We start from the raw sequence: 17,139 nt of genomic DNA, 5'->3' as shown, positions 1-17,139 counted from the left end.
AGATTACTCTGGAGTCACGATATTAATCAATCAAAAAATATCAGACTAAGTGAGTAATTAGCTCGCTTACACAAACTCCACGTTATGATACACCTGTTGCACATCTTCCAGGTCTTCGAGTGCATCGATCAGCTTCTCGAATTGAACTTGTGCATCTGCAGGCAGTTCAATGTGGTTTTGCGCCAGCATCGTCAGCTCGGCTACGGTGAAGTCGTTCACACCCGCAGCCTTGAATGCTTCTTGCACGGCGTGGAATTGATCTGGCTCTGCGTATACGATAACCGCTTCATCTTCATCCACGATATCACGCACATCTACGTCTGCCTCCAACATGATTTCCAGCACTTCTTCCGCATTTTTACCTTCAACGCCGATGACTGCTGTAGGATCAAACATGTAAGCAACGGAACCACTCACACCCATGTTGCCCCCGTTTTTGTTAAACGCAGAACGCACTTCAGGTGCTGTGCGGTTGACGTTATTCGTGAGCGCATCCACGATAACCATCGCACCGTTTGGCCCGAAGCCTTCGTAACGCAACTCCTCATAGTTCTCATCGCCGCTGCCTTTTGCTTTTTCCATCGCACGGTCAATGATGGCTTTAGGTACGTTATACGTTTTGGCACGCTCCAGAACGACCTTCAGCGCACGGTTCGCTTCTGGGTCCGGTTCACCCTTTTTCGCCGCTACATAGATCTCAACGCCAAATTTCGCGTAGACCCGGCTTGTGTTTGCATCTTTTGACGCTTTCTTTTCCTTAATATTATTCCACTTACGACCCATATCGTTTCCGCTCACTTTCAACATGTAATCTGCTTTCTACTTTGTCATTATATCGTGTTGCGCTTGGTTCAACAAGTTCATCTCATCAAACGATGCTGCATCGAAGAAACAAAAAGCACTCCGTAAGGAATGCTTTTTGGGTAAACGTCAAGTTACGCGTGGAACTGTCTTCCGTCAAGCACTTCAGGCACATAACCCGCACGGATCACGAAGTCTCCGAAATGCTCGCCTTCATTGCGCTCTTTGGCATATTGATTAATCATCGGTGTCAGTGTGTCCAGAATCTCATTTTCACCGATATTTTCACGGTACAATTTGTTCAGACGATGACCTGTAAAACTACCACCGAGATAGAAATTGTACTTGCCTGGTGCCTTTCCGATAAAAGCAATCTCGGCCAGCATCGGTCTGGCGCACCCGTTCGGGCAGCCTGTCATACGAATGACAATCTCTTCATCCCTCAAACCCGCTTCATCCAGTACAGGCTCCAGTTTGTCGATCAACGATGGCAGGTAACGCTCGGACTCAGCCATGGCAAGGCCACAGGTCGGGAGTGCGACACAAGCCATGGAACTTCTGCGAAGCGCTGAATAATGAGCTCCATCGGTCAGATTGTATTGTTGCATCAATGCTTCAATCTTTTTCTTTTTCTGGCTGCTAATGTTACCGATAATCAGGTTTTGGTTCGCCGTCAGCCGGAAATCTCCGGTGTGTATTTTGGCAATCTCACGCAAACCCGTCATAAGCGGATAACCGTCTACATCTTTTACCCGTCCATTCTGGATAAACAGTGTGTAATGCCATTTGCCATTACTGCCCTTAACCCAGCCATAACGATCCCCATTATGGTCAAAATGATACGCACGTGCCGCTTCCAGACTCCAGCCCAGACGACTCGTTAACTCGTCAACAAACCACTCCAGACCATGGTCATCGATGGTATATTTGAAACGCGCATGTTTACGAACCGCACGATCCCCGTAGTCACGCTGAATCATAACCGTTTTCTCTGCAACATCAATCATCTGCTCCGGCGTGCAGAAACCAATGACTTTGGATACCTGTGGATATGTCTTCGAATCTCCGTGAGACATGCCCATTCCTCCGCCAACAGACACGTTGAATCCTTGCAGTTTGCCGTTCTCTACAATGGCGATAAAACCGAGATCCTGTGAAAATACATCTACATCATTGGACGGCGGTACCGCGATACCAATTTTGAACTTACGCGGCAAGTATACCTTGCCATAGATCGGTTCTACCTCTTCGTCCGAATCCTGGGAATCAATGACTTTCTCCCCATCGAGCCACAGTTCATGATATGCACGAGTTCGAGGGTCCAGATGATTACTCACCTGACAAGCCCATTCATACACCTCAGCATGAATCTCAGACTGATTCGGATTCGGGTTGCACATCACGTTACGGTTAACGTCTCCACATGCAGCGAGTGTACTGAGCAAAGAGTCATTGACCTCACGAATCGTATTTTTGAGATCCCATTTCAACACCCCGTGTAGCTGAAACGATTGACGGGTTGTCAGACGGATCGTCTGATTCGCATATTTATGGGCAACACGATCCATCATCAGCCACTGCTCCGGCGTTACGATCCCTCCGGAAGCACGCACGCGCAACATAAACTGATAAGCGGGCTCCAGCTTGGATTTGTTGCGCTCGTTGCGCAGATCCCGGTCATCCTGCATATAGCTGCCATGATGTTTCATCAGACGGTTGTCATCTTCAGGAATCGCGCCAGTAATGCGATCAGCCAGTGTCTCCGTGAGACTTCCACGCAAGTAATTGCTCTTGATCTTTATATCTTCCACATCGCTGTTGGTACGTTGCGGATTAAGTAAGTTATTATAAGCCATGCCGCTTTCTCCTCTCGTTTCTGCGGAATATAACCTTTCGGCTTAGCCTTGGATTAATACACATCCCGCTGATAACGTTTCTCCTGTTGTAACCGTGTCATGTATTCCGCAGCCTGCTCGGATGACAAGCCGCCTTCCTGCTGTAGAATCGTAATCAGCGCCGCGTGTACATCATGAGCCATTTTTTTCTCATCGCCGCAGATATACACACTTGCTCCTTCCTGAAGCCATTGGTACAATTCCTTGCTATGTTCCAGCATACGATGCTGTACATATACTTTCTGTTCCGTATCACGAGAGAAGGCAACATCCATTTTCGTCAGGACGCCATCCTTGAGCCAGCGTTGCCACTCCGTTTGGTAAAGGAAGTCTGTAGCGAAGTGCTGGTCCCCGTAGAACAGCCATGTTTTTCCTTCCGCACCCGTTTCTTCCCTTTCGCCAAGGAAAGCTCGGAATGGAGCTACCCCTGTTCCAGGTCCAACCATAATGATCGGTGTGTCCGGATTTTCAGGCAATTTGAAGTTCGGATTATGCTGGATATATACCGGCAAGGTGTCACCAGCCTCGACTCGTTCAGCGAGATGCACCGAGCATACACCATAACGTTGTCTGCCACGTGCTTCATATCGTACAGTCCGAACCGTTAGATGAACCTCGTCCGGGAAAGACTTCGAGCTGCTCGCAATGGAATACAGGCGTGCCGGAATTTTCCGAAGAACTGCTAGAAATTGAGCGGCTGGAATGCCCTTCAGTGCGTAGTCCTGAACTACATCAAGCAGATCGCTGCTGTTCATAACGTTACGGAATTCGGAATCGTTGGCAAGCAATGCTGTTAATTCGTTTCCTGAACTTAATTTGGCAAGTTGCTCTGCCACCGGTTTAGTTACTGCTGTAATCTCGTAATAACGCAGCAGTGCTTCGTGGACCGATACCTGATCTCCATTTTTGTTCACCGTAACCCGTTCGTCTGCATTCCACCCCATAGTTGCAATTAATTCATCCACGAGGCGCGGATGGTTTTCCGGGAAAACACCCAGACTGTCGCCTGGCTCATAATCCAGGTTGGAGCCTTCCAAAGACAGTTCAATATGGCGTGTCTCACGATCCGATCCGCGGCCATTCAAGTTGAGATTTTCCAGCACCTCTGCCTTGAAGGGGTTTGTGCGGTTAAATTCGGATTCTCCACCACTTACCGCGGCTGTGATTGCTTCACTCGTTACCGCACCCGAAGTAGCTACTGTGCTGCTAAGCGCAGCAAGAACATCATTCATCCACGCTGCAGCTGGCTCATCAAAATCAACATCACAGTCTACGCGTGGAACCAAAGCTGTGCCGCCCAGCTCCTGAAGCCGTTTATCAAAATCCTTACCCGTTTGACAGAAGAATTCATAAGAGGTATCTCCAAGCGCCAATACGGAATAACGAAGTCCGTCCAGCTTTGGAGCACGTTTGCTATTCAAAAACTCATGAAAAGGAATTGCATTATCCGGCGGTTCGCCTTCTCCATGTGTGCTGACCACAATCAGAAGATTTTCAATTTTCTTCAGTCCGTTCGGCTTGAAATCTCCCATGGATGACAAGGTCACTTGCAATCCTTGCTCTTCCAGTTTTTTTCCTAGTTTTTTAGACAGCCCAATTGAATTTCCTGTCTGGGAACCATATAATACCGTAACTTCTCGGGAAACGGCCGGAGCGCTGACTGGCGCTGCTACCGGATTTTGTCCAACTTGCCCAATCAGACCTGCCTGTGGTGTTGCCACACCTGCTTGAAACGCTGCAATATACCCACCAAGCCAGAGTCTTTGTCCGTCCGTTAATGTAGGAATAAGTCGATTGAGCAATTCTACCTGCTCTTGATTAAAAGGACTATTTGTCACTTGAAGTTCCACCATCTGCCACCTCACGCATTACTTCGATTTTAATTCCTACTAAAATGATCATATTAATTTCTTCTCTCTAGAACCTAACACACCGGGGGATGAGGGTCAATTTCAATGATTTTATACCATTTATCAGTTTCACTGATAAAGGAACAAAACGTGCGAATCGCCTGTTTGCGAATACACCAACAACCATCGACAATGAACAGCAAAGAAGCTTGCTTTGACCTGACTTCAGGTCAAAACAAGCTTCTTTTCTATTTTACAAGTTACAGTGATTCATCACTTTTTCCAGACCAGCTTGCTCATCATGGCATAGATCAGCGCAGCAGATTCGGCTCGGTTGGCTTCAGCCCCAGGTTTTACTTCGCCGTTGTAACCACCTACGATGCCGAGGTTCACAAGCGCAGCTACACTTTTTCTTGCATACGAGTTGATCTGGCCTGCATCCCGGAAACGAGCAAGATCCGTTGCGGAAGAATTCAGTGCTTCATCATCAATGAGTCCACCCGCGACGAGCGCCCTTACAGTTAAGGTCATCATCTCCTGACGAGTAATCGTGGACTCTGGCTTGAAACGTCCATCTCCAGCCCCATCCGTAATTCCGAGTGATCGCGCTATGTTAACAGCCTTATAATAAGAAGATTGTTCATTCACATCCGTGAATGGATCAGTAGAACTCCCGTTTAGGCCGAGCGAAGCTACAAGCCACTGTACGTATTGCCCGCGTGTCGTCCCCTGTTTGGGATGTAGTTGTCTGGTGTCCTCACTACCCGTTGCATCCACCACGCCCCGAACTGCGAGTGCCTCCATTGCTTTTTGTGCCCATGGCACTCCGGCCAGATCCGAAAATTTCTCATCCATAGATAAGGCAGCATAAGCACCAGTCAAGGATAAAGATTTTGCAGAAAATATAATCTCGCCGCGTTGCGGATCGTAAAAACTCTGTGGCAACGGTGTTATTTCCCCGCTTGGTCCAATGAGTGCAGCAACCACTTTATCAGCCACGGTATCTTTCGACGAGGTATACGGTAAATCAATTGAAACCTCTCTATCAGGCATGAAGTTCTGATGATTAAGGCTAAATTCGATTAGCACACCATGCCCTGCTCCCAAATGATCCGTTATCCCTTGTGGAAGTGGTGTGCGGGTTAATCGTATCGCCGCTGTCCCCTCTTTAGCTCCCACTCTCGCCAGAAAATCAGCAGGTAACTCAACCGTTGCAAATGCTGACACGATACGGAAAATATCTGATTTCTTCTGCTCCAGCAGGGATGAAACTGGCAGGGTCAGCTCATAAGCAGCCGCTTCTGGAACAGACTTTAAGCGAAATTCAACCAGACGTTGTCCTGTACTAGTAAGAGGTGCGGCTTTGACCGCAGCTTCAATCACCGAAGCATCTACTTTAGACTGTGCATTACCTTCTGAAGCCGAAGAGACCTGTAGTTCAAGAACAGCCCGGTCCTTTTCTGTGACAGGTTGAGTTGACGACTGCGATTGCCCTGTCCCTGAGTTGCCATTACTGTTGCCTATCTGACCACCGTTACTGCTTGATGAACCATTTCCGTTATTGCCGCCTGAGCTATTTCCCGATCCTCCGCCAGAATTCCCTCCCGAATCATTGCCGCCTGGAGATGTTGTACGTGCAGGCACTTTAATGATCAAAGGCGTTGTTATCGCCTTGCTCCCATCGGAGGTTCGTGTGATGGCAAGTTCAATCCGGACCGTCGTCTCACTCGCTGGTAAAATAATGCTTCCGTCCATTTGGACTACAGACGGAGCTGTACTTGAATGAACGGATGCCGTAAAACCTTGAGGCAACACCGGTAGTTTAATTTTTGCAGAAGCTGTCGTTGGCTGTTCCAGTGTTGTAATACCTGAAGCCACGTCAGCAGCCGTCTGGCGAGTTGTTGTGACTTGATATGGGTCAGACAATCCTTTGATGGATTGGCTTGCATCGTCCAATGCCTCGACCTTGTAATAGTAGACCGTATCTTCACGCAGCCCAGAATCCGTGTACTCTGGAAGTTCGCCGGAATAAACGATCTCGTAAGTGCCTTGTTCTTGATCCGAACGATACAGCTTATAGGTAGCCGCACCGGGTAATGTATCCCAGCCAAGTGTTACACTTGAAGCCGTGGCGGAGACAGAGTGCAGACCCCCGCTACCGTAACCAGGGGACGATATATCAGGTTTTACAATCATGATCCAGCTGATCAACGGGTCCTGGGATGCAGTATTACGCACCGTGATATCCAGTTTACCGTCAGACACCTCGGCACCCTTCTGAGCTCGAACACTTGCAGGGATATACGTAATCGCCCCGGTGTTTGTACCGTTAATAATAAAATCTGCACGACGAGAAGTATTCGTCCAAGGGTCATTAAATCCTGCATACACATCATATTCACCATTTGGCACATCAAAACGATACGTCAAATCTTTGCCTTTCGGAGAATTGCTGATATTGCCACCATTCAGGTAACGTACGGTTGAGAATATATCACCGCCGTTCGAACCGGAAGGCAGCGCATCGGCGCTAACATATCCCCAGGATTGACCATTAGCCGGAGCATACATCTGATCTACAATTCCCGGATGCATAAGCGTATCTTTCATATAACTGCTCATCAGCTTGTAATCTGCCGTATCATAACCACCGCTGTTCACAAAGTATAGTGTATTCTCGGGAATGACAAACACACGAACTGCCTGCATTTTGTTGTTATACTCAGGTGTCGTGATCTGTAGTGTGAGCGGTCCCGGCTTGGCAAAATCCTCCACTGTCATCGATCGATGATTAATCGTCCATACGGCTGGCGTTGACACGAGATTATTTCCATCACGCACCTTTACCGTAGAAGGCAAAGCCGGCACTTCGCCAAGCTTCACCGCTTCTGGCAGCTTATCTGCGATATCTACCTTACCCATGGTATTCAACAGATCGGGTGTCCAGCTGTTATACCACTTGATCGCAATGTCTGACCCTATCCCGAACTCAATCGGCAAAAACACGTACTTGGCTGCGTCATTGGCAAAATTGCCTCCGTTCCACGTATCTCCTACATAAATGAACTTGCCCTTTTCCGGATCAACCGGGATGACCGAAGTCGCCTGTGTACCAAATGCCTTCCCGGGATCAGGATCACTCGGCAACGTGCGGACAAACGGATTTGCCATCGCCGACCAAGGTCCGAAGATATGATCCGCGACCGTAACTTTGTTCTCATTAGGAGCCCAGCCCGTTGCACCCGATGTTATAATATAGTATTTACCCTGATACTTGAACATGGCCGGTGCTTCTCGCTGTCCGCCCGGGAATACCCGGACATAGTCTACGCCGTATTCCGCCTGATACACGCTATCGCGAACAGGATTGCCTTTATCATCCTTAAGGCCTTGCTTATGCCACCCTGTGACGTCACTGTAATCCTCGGTGAGCTTGGAAATGTATAACGTCAGATTTTCTTCGCTGGAGTATATCAGGTAACCCGTGCCGTCATCATCCTTAAATAGCGTCATGTCACGGGCCATACCTCTGTCACTTGGGAAATAGTCCTTCTCGCCTTCTGGGGCCATGTCCATACGGTAACTTTTCTGATATATAAAAGGTCCAGCAGGTGAGTCACTGATTGCATAACCGGCCTTCGCTTTACCGTAATTCGCATTATTGTTGTAAGGGTCCTTGTCTCCATCCATATGGGCCCACATGACATATTTTTTCGTTTTATCATTGTAAATGACCTTTGGCCGTTCGATAATCCGTCCTTTGCGAATATCGGCCCAGATGTCCACACGATCCTCGCGACCTGCATAGAGTTCTTTGATTAACGGGTTCGTGTCAAAATCGTCCATCGATTGAAGCATCGTCAATGCCATGCCTTCGTCTGTCCAGTTCATCAGGTCTTTGGAGGAATAGGCTCGCACACCCGCAGCAGGCCACCCCCCCGTATGATATTCACCATACCAGTAATATTTTTCTGTTTTTTCATCGTAAAAGAAACCCGCGCCATGGGCATCAATCGGTTTGCCGTTTTGATCCGGCCACATTTGTCCTGGCGTAATACTTGTGCGCACCGTGGATACACCAAGCGGTGCGGATACAGGAGTGTCCATTCCGTCCACTTTGGCCTGAATCGTATAAAAGTATCCCGTACCCATCGTCAAACCTGTGTCATCAAACGAAGTCGCACTCCCTGTATAGATTTGCTGATACGCCCCCGAAACACTTGTCGCCTTCGACACGGTGTAAGAGACTTCTGATCCGGGCAGTGCACCCCACCCTAAAGAAACGGATGTATCCGTTGTAGCAGTAACACCAAATCCTGAAGGAGAATCTACCGTGTACGTCTGCGCTTCCGCTGTACTAAATGCCGATTCACCCGCAGCATTGTACGCCGTCACCCGATAACTGTAGTTCTTTCCAGGCTCAAGTGCCTGATCTGTAAAAGACAACAGGGTGCCGTCATATACCTGTACATAATCTTCCGTTCCTTGTTCGGCGCGAACGACACGATAACCATTCGCTTTACTGACTGTATTCCAGCTCAATTTGACACTTGTCGATGACAGCGCTGTCGCCTTCAGATCTCCCGGTGCCTGTGGTGCCTCGGCAGCCGTTTTGGCTTCAAACGGGACAGACCACTGTGACTCGGTTAATGCCCCGTAGTCAAATGCAAGTCTGTAATAATAGGCTGTATCCGAGCTTAGTCCTTCATCCACATAACTTGTTGATGACGTCTGACTTACATAAGAGTAGTTGCCTTCCTGCGTGTTCGAGCGATAAAGACGGTAACCTGTCGCCCCTTCAATCTCCGGCCAATGCAATGAAATTGAAGATGCCGTCTCTCCATCCTTTGCAAGCACAGCTTCATTCACTCGAGGCGGCTCCGCAATCATCACATCATCAATATGTACGGTCTGCCACTTGTTCCGAATGCCTACTGTACCGGTCGGAATGGCTGTGTCGTTCAGATCAAAAACCATTTGATCCATCCCGTTTTGGACAATGTAACCGCGGATGGAGGTGCCTGAGACCACCACTTTAAGCGTATACCATGTATTTTTGCTGAACGTATAGTCCACCGATTTCAGCGTGGTATCCGCGCCATTTACTCTTTTGCTGAAAACGAGTTTGTTGCCGGGCACCTGCATTTGGAAATAATAGTAGTTGCTCTTGTCTTGAAACCGCGGTAAAATGCCGGGAAATCCCTCACCCGCTCCTGTATAAAAACGCATCGACACTGTCTTGTCCGCTGTAGGCTCACCCGTTGTGATAAAACCTTCATCGGTATCATTTTGAAAAAGAACCTGGTTGGATGCGTCCGCCGGATCTGATGTCACTTGCCACTGGCCTGAGATCACATGCCATTCAGGTGAAACGGTATAGTCTCCATCGGAAAAATCGTCTTGAATTAACAATCCGGGAATGAGAGCTCCATCTGCAAGAACCTTGTTCGGGTACATTAACGGTCCGGAAGTCAACATCAGTGCAGCGGATAATAGAATTGCAACCGGTTTTCTCAGTTTATCCAATCTCGATTCGCTCCTTTGCGCCTGAAAATATAAGCAGGTTCCTTACATATCCAGCGTAGTGGTTTAACACGCCCTAGTACACATGAACCAGTCAATCGGGCCTCAGACCATGTTTTCTCCGCTAATCACACCTCCCCATTCAATGAAACCGGTTTCATTCAAGAGCAAAAAAGCCCCGTTTACTCAGGCAGGTGCAATCACGCACGTTACGGAGAACAGAGAACCGTTTTTTTCTTGCCCATGTCGTAAACAGGTTTCTTCAAACAAAATGTAACCGCTTTCTAAAATTAGAATATCGTTTGCTTATAAGGCTGTCAACCATTCTTTTGTCCTATTTCATCCTCCGTCCAATATGACAAAAAACGCGTATTCCACATGCTCTATGCAAGTGAAATACGCGCCTTTTAGAATACTTTGGTCGTCCAGGATTCACAGTTCCATGTGTCTGTCACAACGTCACGGTAAAATTCAGGTTCGTGTGAAATCAGCAAAATGCTGCCTTTGTACGCTTGAAGCGCACGTTTTAACTCATCCTTCGCATCCACGTCCAAGTGGTTCGTCGGCTCGTCAAGCACAAGCAGGTTCGTCTCATTGTTGATCAGCTTGCAAAGACGCACTTTCGCTTTCTCTCCACCGCTGAGGACCGCGACCTTACTCTCGATGTGTTTGGTTGTAAGTCCGCATTTGGCAAGTGCGGCACGAACTTCAAACTGGGTGTAGGAAGGGAACTCCTGCCAGATCTCTTCAATACACGTATTGTAGTTGGCATCCTTCATCTCTTGCTGGAAGTATCCAATCTCCAGGTTCTCGCCACGTTGGACATTGCCTTCCAAAGGCTGAATCTCCCCTAAAATGCTACGCATCAGCGTTGTTTTACCGATACCGTTCGCACCGACAAGAGCAATTTTCTGACCGCGCTCCATACGCAGATCAAGCGGTCTGGACAGCGGTTCGTTATAACCAATAACCAGGCCTTTCGTTTCAAAAATAAGCTTGCCTGACGTTCTCGCATCGCGGAAGTTGAACTGTGGCTTCGGTTTCTCCTTGGCCATCTCGATGACATCCATCTTATCGAGTTTCTTCTGTCTGGACATCGCCATATTCCGAGTGGCAACGCTGGCTTTGTTACGCGCTACGAAGTCTTTCAGGTCTGCAATCTCTTGCTGCTGACGCTTGTACGCCGACTCCAGCTGTTGTTTCTTCATTTCGTAGACTTCCTGGAAGTGGTTGTAATCGCCCACATAACGTGTCAGGTCCTGATTTTCCATGTGGTAAATGAGGTTGATTACGCTGTTCAGGAACGGAATATCATGCGAGATGAGAATAAATGCATTCTCATATTCCTGCAGATATCGTTTCAGCCATTCAATATGCTGTTCATCCAGATAGTTTGTCGGCTCGTCGAGGAGCAGAATATCCGGTTTTTCCAGCAACAGTTTGGCGAGCAATACTTTGGTCCGTTGTCCACCGCTCAAGTCATTAACGTCCTTGTCCAGACCAATGTCGGTCAAGCCCAGACCACGCGCGGTTTCGTCGACTTTGGCATCGATCATGTAAAAGTCCTGGTTCGTCAGCGTATCCTGAATGGTACCTACGTCCTCAAGCAACTGCTCCAGTTCCTCCGGCGTAACGTCGCCCATCTTGCCGTACATGTCATTCATTTCCTGTTCCATGTCAAACAGGTATTGGAATGCGCCGCGTAGTACATCGCGAATCGATTGTCCTTTGCTGAGTACCGCATGCTGGTCGAGATAACCTACACGCATACGTTTGGACCATTCCACTTTACCTTCGTCTGGCTGTAGCTTACCTGTAATAATATTCATGAAGGTCGATTTACCTTCTCCATTCGCCCCGATCAGACCAATGTGCTCGCCCTTAAGCAAGCGGAATGAAACGTTGTTAAAGATAGCACGGTCACCAAAACCGTGACTTAATTTTTCTACATTTAATATGCTCATTCATGACACCTTTTCTATATAGACTTAATTCTTTGTATATTATAAGCGTTATCTGCCGAACAACTCAACGCCCTATTTAAAAAATGTGATGTTCCATTTGCCTTATCCCGGCGTATGCGGTAAAATTTTGCCTTAAACGAATTACAACTATTATATAGAACGGAGCTCTCAGCGAGAGCATCAGGTGAATGTCATGATTGAAGTAAAACAGTCCAAGCTGGGTGACGGCGGTGAATTTAACCGCGGGGTATTTGCTACAGTGGATATTGCAAAAGGTCAACTAATTCATCAGGCACCCGTTGTGCCTTATCCGAATGAAGATCACGAGCATATCGAAAAAACGATTCTGGAGGATTACGTCTTCGAATACGGCGCCAATCATACCGCGATCCTGTTAGGATACGGTAGTTTGATTAATCATTCCTACGAGCCTAATGCCACGTATGATATCAACTTCGAAAATCACACCTTTGATTTCTATGCTTATAAAGACATCAAAGCTGGCGAAGAAATCCTCATTAACTATAACGGCGAAGAAGATAATATGGACCCGCTGTGGTTCTTGGATGATTACGAAGAACGTATGCGCGAAATGCAGGACAAGGAAGAACAAGAGACCGAGCTCACTCAAGAACCAGAACGGGAAGTGACCCCGTAAAGTTAGACAGTTTACATCTTTAAGCAACTTGTCTAGTCATAAAAAAAACTGCACCCCCAATTGGTAGTTGTGTCTAACAATCGGGGGTGCAGTTCATTGAAAAGGCGGTTTATTACAATCCTGTCCCGTTAGCGCAACGACTTACTCTGTTGAACCTTATCGCGACTATAAACGCCAAAATGGTGTTTATAGCCATAGCCCCTTAGCCGGAATGAAATAATGAGCCTAATCCGACAGTGCCCTCATGATGTTGGATTTCGCTTCTGCCGCAATCGTTTCATTCCCGTCATCGATCGCTTGCATTAAGATCAGTATAGGTATGTATACCGCAATCAGCCGCGCCAGCAGCTTTGTTTCCTCGTCCGCTCCTCCGTACGTTTCGAAAAACACGCCGCGAGCGTAAGGTGGTAAAAAGCTATAAGCAATGCTCAAATCGCAAGCCGGATGACCTACGCTCAGATCACCCCAATCAATGATGCCGGAAATGATCCCGTTCTCATTCACAAGCATATTTTTGAAATGAAGATCTCCATGTAGCAGTTTATTCACGGCCTCGACACGGTCCTGCGGCAGACTGCCAACATATGCTTCGATCGCACCGAACTCTTCCGGCGACAAGTGTTCAACTACCTTCGATAGAAAGCTCTCCATTTTCACTTTGCGCGATGCGATGTCCGTCAAGTTTCGATGATCTTGCTGAACTCCGCACTCCAGCGCCGCCTGCACCGGAAACTCATGTAATCTCCGCAAAAATTTCCCCAGCGTCTCTGCCGATAAAGCCCGGCATTCTTGCGTCAAACCGATTGGGAAATCTCCTGGCACGTGGGCATAGCCGAGAAATGGTGCCGGGTATTCGTCACTTGCTTCGCCATAGAATAACGGTTTCGGATAAGGGATGGTCAAATATGCATCCAGCTTCGGTAGCAGCTTCCCTTCCATACGAATCGGACCAACTGCAAACGTCCTTCTTGGAAACCGGAACACATACTCGTCACCGATGAGAAAAACCGTATTGTCCCAACCCCAGCCCAATTGCTTCACTTCCTTCGATGACAGCTGAGGAAATTGTCTGCCGATCAGCGTCCGCGCCTGCTCTTCGTTAACCTCCCACTCCGCATCCCATACATTCGTTCCTCCCATAAATTGTCTGCCTCCTCGCTTCTTACGTTAATTAGATGTTTGCATTCCCTGAAAGTTACGCATAACTGCCCTTTAGCTTAACAAGAAGAAGCAGAAAACCGACGCATTTTTTATTCTTATAATCGAAGCAATCTTTCCATTTCTTGAATTGGCTGTGGTAGCTGTTTACGTTTTGGATAGGGTACACGCCTTTCACGCGTTGTTCTCCGTCGGATTTGAATCGGTAATGAGTCATGCCTTTTGAATTCGCGTAGGAGTTAAATGCCCTCCATCATCCATCCGATAAAACGAACCCTCATACGAGGTCGCTTCGTTCGTTGCAGAAGAAGGGAGCGGAGGGTCATTAAAGGTTTGGCGACAGGACTTACAGCGGTAACATTGACATTTAACTCTCCAGAACGTGTTCTTACAGCGTACTTTCCAGATCGAACAACTCATATCTTCTATACATTTTAGATTCACTGATTCCCTTACAGAATCTATTCCTCTTATATTCCTGCGTTTACCCGCTAATTGGCGGATCAGTATGCAAGTCTTTATCCGGTGCGGTATAGGTCCATCTTGTAAAAGCAACCTCAAAACCTGCCCGTTTAGGCGAGCAAAGGAACGGTCCTGCCTGCTTATCGGTTGGATAAGCAAATCTCGCCACCCGGATCGTACGCCACGGATGCTCATCTGTACGTGCACGAATGACAACGGATTCCTGGTGATACGACGCACGAATGGTAACGATTCGTCCTCCCCACTCCGGTACAGGTGAGAGTGACCAATCTGAAAATTGATCTGTGACAACAGCCCCCACATGCACAATACCATCATTGACTTCAACCCCGGCTTTAATCCACTGATGCTCTCCATGCCACAGCATTAATCCTGCCTGATCATATAATTCTGTAAAAGAATTTAGATCAAACGAAACTTCAACAGCTTGTTCCCCATCCCACGGCGCGAGTAAGGCATGGCCATTTCGGTGACAGAAACCATAGAACGTCTCTTCCCAGAAATCACTGCCTTCCTGAGCCTGTACAATCAACCGTTCTCCATCATGTTGGGTATGAACAGGCTCGGTTGTCCAGCTTCCTCGTTCAAGGTTTGTAAAGTTGACGGACATCTTCATTCTCATCCTCTCTGCCGTTCCTTGCAAAAGCGAATCTTGCAACCCCCATATATCCACTACTCTTATGTGCGAAGAATATAGCAGTTGCAAGTTCTACTCACTTTTGCAATAACATATTTTTCAAAGTTTCGTCTATACGTTTACAAATTCGACATCCCCTGTACATTTACCTTGTAAACTACCTTGTGTGCTTCACTGATGTTCTTATCCGCATCTGTTTTGAAAACAAGTGTGCGATGGATCGTGGATGATTACCCGTTATGCGCAAAACGGTATCCGTTACCTGATCTTCTCTCCCTTCCTCTCTAATATGAGTATCCAAACCTGCAAGCATTATCGCATAATCCTCAGGCATCCCTGCTTGAATCATCTGGTTTCTTAAAGTCTCCTCCGATAATGGTTCATGCTGGATCGGCTGATTTAATATTTCACTGGCTTGCTGCGCTACCTCTGCATAAGATAACGATTCCGGTCCCGTTATGATGTGCTCTGTATTATGGGGTACGGCATCGGTTAGGGCTTGGAAGGCAACAGCTGCTATATCGTCCGCACTTACAAAACCAATTCTCCCCTCACCCGTTGCACTGTATATTTTGCGAAATTGAGCAATCGTCTGTCGATGAGGACCCTCCGTGAAATTTTCCATAAAATAAGAAGGCCTTAACACGGCCCACTCTGGCGCAAGCTTTTTCAAGGCTCGATGCACTTTGCCAAAAACAGGCCCTTCTTCATCGACAGATGCACTTCCCAGCAACACAAAACGCTTTACTCCACTCCATATCGCTTCCTGAATGAAAGGAACCATCACTTTCTCCGGATGTATATCCATCTGTGGCACAACAAGATAAATTTGATTAACACCTTTTAGTGCTTCGCCATATGTCGCAGGATCATACCAGTCAAAGTAGACATGTTTCCCACTAAAATCTCCTGAGGACGGACGCTTTCTTCCAGCCAAACGTACCGGATAACCTTGTTTCTGCAATTGTGCGGCAACTCGGCTTCCTGTCTTGCCACTCGCTCCGGTAATGAGTGTAAGAGGTTTCTCATTGCTCATCTACAACACCCCCCATTTCCGATTCCATTACGACAAGAGGATTCCAATAGTCTCTGTAATGCGTAATTTTGTCACCATCATAGCTGACGACAGAAATATAGGTTTGATTGTATGGCTTTCCTGTATCCAAGAATGTTCCTTCACAAGTGAATTCCGCTACAAAGCGTTGTTGATCGGCATCCAATAAAATAACCGGCTCGCTAAATTGTTGAATCTCCACAAGTGTAAACAACGTGTTCACGTGATTATAAATGGCTGATTTCCCTTCCAGCCGCTGCGGATAACCCGGAGGTGAATAAGGAAATTCAAAAGTGGCATTGGGGGCAAATAGTTCTGCCCATTGATCTAATTTGCCTCCAAGCAGAAGCCCGGTGAAGTGTTGCATGATTTGCCGGGGTACATTATGTTCATTGTCCACCCGTTGTTGTTCTTTCATTTTAAACCCTCTCCTTTTCGGACTAATCAGTCTAGAATGGTTAAAAAAATAAACGCTTAAGGCGTTCATTTATTAAACGTTTAATCCAAAACCTTCAAAGTCGTTTGCACTAGTTCCCGCATTTCTTCTTCACTAGCACCACTCTTCGCTGTATATGTGAACGAAAGCCTTGAATAGTTAAGAAACCGTGCGATACGATGCAGTTCATCTTCTTGTAGCTGTAACTCTCCCGTATTACACCCTCGTAAAAGCGCTGTGTACAATACGTTCTCCATCATGCGATTATTCGACTGTATAAACGCAGCGATCTCATGTTGCAGAGGTGCCTGTTCTACCGCGCTGTTAATAATAAAACATTCGTTGCGCCGATCCGGATCGGTTAACACGTTGACAACCTCATCAAACAAATGCTGCACACCATCACGTACACTGCTGCTCTGTTCCAACAGTTGTGTCGATGCTTCAGTTTTCTGCTGCACATAAAATTTCAGAGCAGAGACAAACAAATCATGTTTTGTTCCGTAAGTGTCATAGAGGCTTTGCCGGGCAATGCCGAGCTCATTGAGTAAAACCGTTAACGAGGTCCCTTCATAACCGTAAGCGCCAAAAACAGAAGTCGCTTTTCGTAATACTTGTTCTGTATCAAACTCTTTCGCTCTTCCCAACTGGTGTCCCCACCTCCTCTTCGTTAAACTCAT

Annotated in this window: 11 protein-coding genes and 1 pseudogene; 1 reads left to right on the top strand and 11 read right to left on the bottom strand. The window is 47.2% G+C overall.

Features of this window, described 5'->3' with window-relative positions:
- Positions 1 to 66: 66 nt before the first annotated feature.
- From FS818_RS05660 to FS818_RS05640, 5 genes are all read right to left on the bottom strand, one after another.
- Positions 67 to 783: a YebC/PmpR family DNA-binding transcriptional regulator gene (locus tag FS818_RS05660; RefSeq protein WP_145332767.1), complete on the bottom strand. Its 717-nt coding sequence runs from the start codon at positions 781 to 783 to the stop codon at positions 67 to 69.
- Between the two features lie 152 nt (positions 784 to 935).
- Positions 936 to 2,657, bottom strand: coding sequence for an assimilatory sulfite reductase (NADPH) hemoprotein subunit (cysI, locus tag FS818_RS05655; RefSeq protein WP_145330387.1), 1,722 nt, complete (start codon positions 2,655 to 2,657; stop codon positions 936 to 938).
- 53 nt (positions 2,658 to 2,710) lie between these two features.
- Positions 2,711 to 4,546: an assimilatory sulfite reductase (NADPH) flavoprotein subunit gene (locus FS818_RS05650; RefSeq protein WP_145330385.1), complete on the bottom strand. Its 1,836-nt coding sequence runs from the start codon at positions 4,544 to 4,546 to the stop codon at positions 2,711 to 2,713.
- Positions 4,547 to 4,819: 273 nt separating this feature from the next.
- Positions 4,820 to 10,072 (bottom strand): S-layer homology domain-containing protein, encoded by a 5,253-nt coding sequence (locus FS818_RS05645; protein ID WP_145330383.1) that lies wholly within the window; start codon positions 10,070 to 10,072, stop codon positions 4,820 to 4,822.
- Positions 10,073 to 10,476: 404 nt separating this feature from the next.
- Positions 10,477 to 12,033 (bottom strand): ABC-F family ATP-binding cassette domain-containing protein, encoded by a 1,557-nt coding sequence (locus tag FS818_RS05640; RefSeq protein ID WP_145330381.1) that lies wholly within the window; start codon positions 12,031 to 12,033, stop codon positions 10,477 to 10,479.
- Between the two features lie 193 nt (positions 12,034 to 12,226).
- Between FS818_RS05640 and FS818_RS05635 the strand changes: the two genes are divergently transcribed.
- A complete protein-coding gene (locus FS818_RS05635) occupies positions 12,227 to 12,691 on the top strand; it encodes an SET domain-containing protein (protein ID WP_145330379.1) in 465 nt (154 codons plus the stop codon).
- Positions 12,692 to 12,916: 225 nt separating this feature from the next.
- Here the strand turns inward: FS818_RS05635 and FS818_RS05630 are convergent, their stop codons facing one another.
- The 6 genes and pseudogenes from FS818_RS05630 to FS818_RS05605 form a co-directional block, all read right to left on the bottom strand.
- Positions 12,917 to 13,831 (bottom strand): phosphotransferase, encoded by a 915-nt coding sequence (locus tag FS818_RS05630; protein ID WP_145330377.1) that lies wholly within the window; start codon positions 13,829 to 13,831, stop codon positions 12,917 to 12,919.
- Positions 13,832 to 13,952: 121 nt separating this feature from the next.
- Positions 13,953 to 14,102 (bottom strand): annotated as a pseudogene (locus FS818_RS05625) (IS1595 family transposase); the annotation flags it as partial.
- 231 nt (positions 14,103 to 14,333) lie between these two features.
- On the bottom strand, positions 14,334 to 14,954 hold the full coding sequence (locus FS818_RS05620) for a DUF1349 domain-containing protein (RefSeq protein WP_397351715.1): 621 nt from the start codon (positions 14,952 to 14,954) through the stop codon (positions 14,334 to 14,336).
- A gap of 172 nt (positions 14,955 to 15,126) precedes the next feature.
- The gene (locus FS818_RS05615; RefSeq protein WP_145330373.1) at positions 15,127 to 16,005 is read right to left on the bottom strand and encodes an NmrA family NAD(P)-binding protein; all 879 of its coding nucleotides are present in this window, start codon (positions 16,003 to 16,005) and stop codon (positions 15,127 to 15,129) included.
- A complete protein-coding gene (locus FS818_RS05610) occupies positions 15,995 to 16,441 on the bottom strand; it encodes a nuclear transport factor 2 family protein (RefSeq protein ID WP_145330371.1) in 447 nt (148 codons plus the stop codon). Before FS818_RS05610 ends, FS818_RS05615 begins: the two co-directional genes overlap by 11 nt.
- Positions 16,442 to 16,521: 80 nt before the next feature.
- Positions 16,522 to 17,106, bottom strand: coding sequence for a TetR/AcrR family transcriptional regulator (locus tag FS818_RS05605; protein ID WP_145330369.1), 585 nt, complete (start codon positions 17,104 to 17,106; stop codon positions 16,522 to 16,524).
- Between the last annotated feature and the right edge of the window lie 33 nt (positions 17,107 to 17,139).

It is taken from the genome of Paenibacillus xylanexedens, from assembly GCF_007680605.1.
In the GTDB taxonomy this organism is placed as follows: Bacteria; Bacillota; Bacilli; order Paenibacillales; family Paenibacillaceae; genus Paenibacillus; species Paenibacillus xylanexedens_B.
Note: the sequence above shows the minus strand (reverse complement) of the source record. Positions and strands in the feature narration are given on the sequence as shown.

Excerpts from the sequence above, each read along its gene's own strand:
- FS818_RS05660 (WP_145332767.1), bottom strand. The coding sequence starts at position 783 with ATGGGTCGTAAGTGGAATAATATTAAGGAAAAGAAAGCGTCAAAAGAT.
- cysI (WP_145330387.1), bottom strand. The coding sequence starts at position 2,657 with ATGGCTTATAATAACTTACTTAATCCGCAACGTACCAACAGCGATGTG.
- FS818_RS05640 (WP_145330381.1), bottom strand. The coding sequence starts at position 12,033 with ATGAGCATATTAAATGTAGAAAAATTAAGTCACGGTTTTGGTGACCGT.
- FS818_RS05635 (WP_145330379.1), top strand. The coding sequence starts at position 12,227 with ATGATTGAAGTAAAACAGTCCAAGCTGGGTGACGGCGGTGAATTTAAC.
- FS818_RS05630 (WP_145330377.1), bottom strand. The coding sequence starts at position 13,831 with ATGGGAGGAACGAATGTATGGGATGCGGAGTGGGAGGTTAACGAAGAG.
- FS818_RS05620 (WP_397351715.1), bottom strand. The coding sequence starts at position 14,954 with ATGAGAATGAAGATGTCCGTCAACTTTACAAACCTTGAACGAGGAAGC.
- FS818_RS05615 (WP_145330373.1), bottom strand. The coding sequence starts at position 16,005 with ATGAGCAATGAGAAACCTCTTACACTCATTACCGGAGCGAGTGGCAAG.
- FS818_RS05610 (WP_145330371.1), bottom strand. The coding sequence starts at position 16,441 with ATGAAAGAACAACAACGGGTGGACAATGAACATAATGTACCCCGGCAA.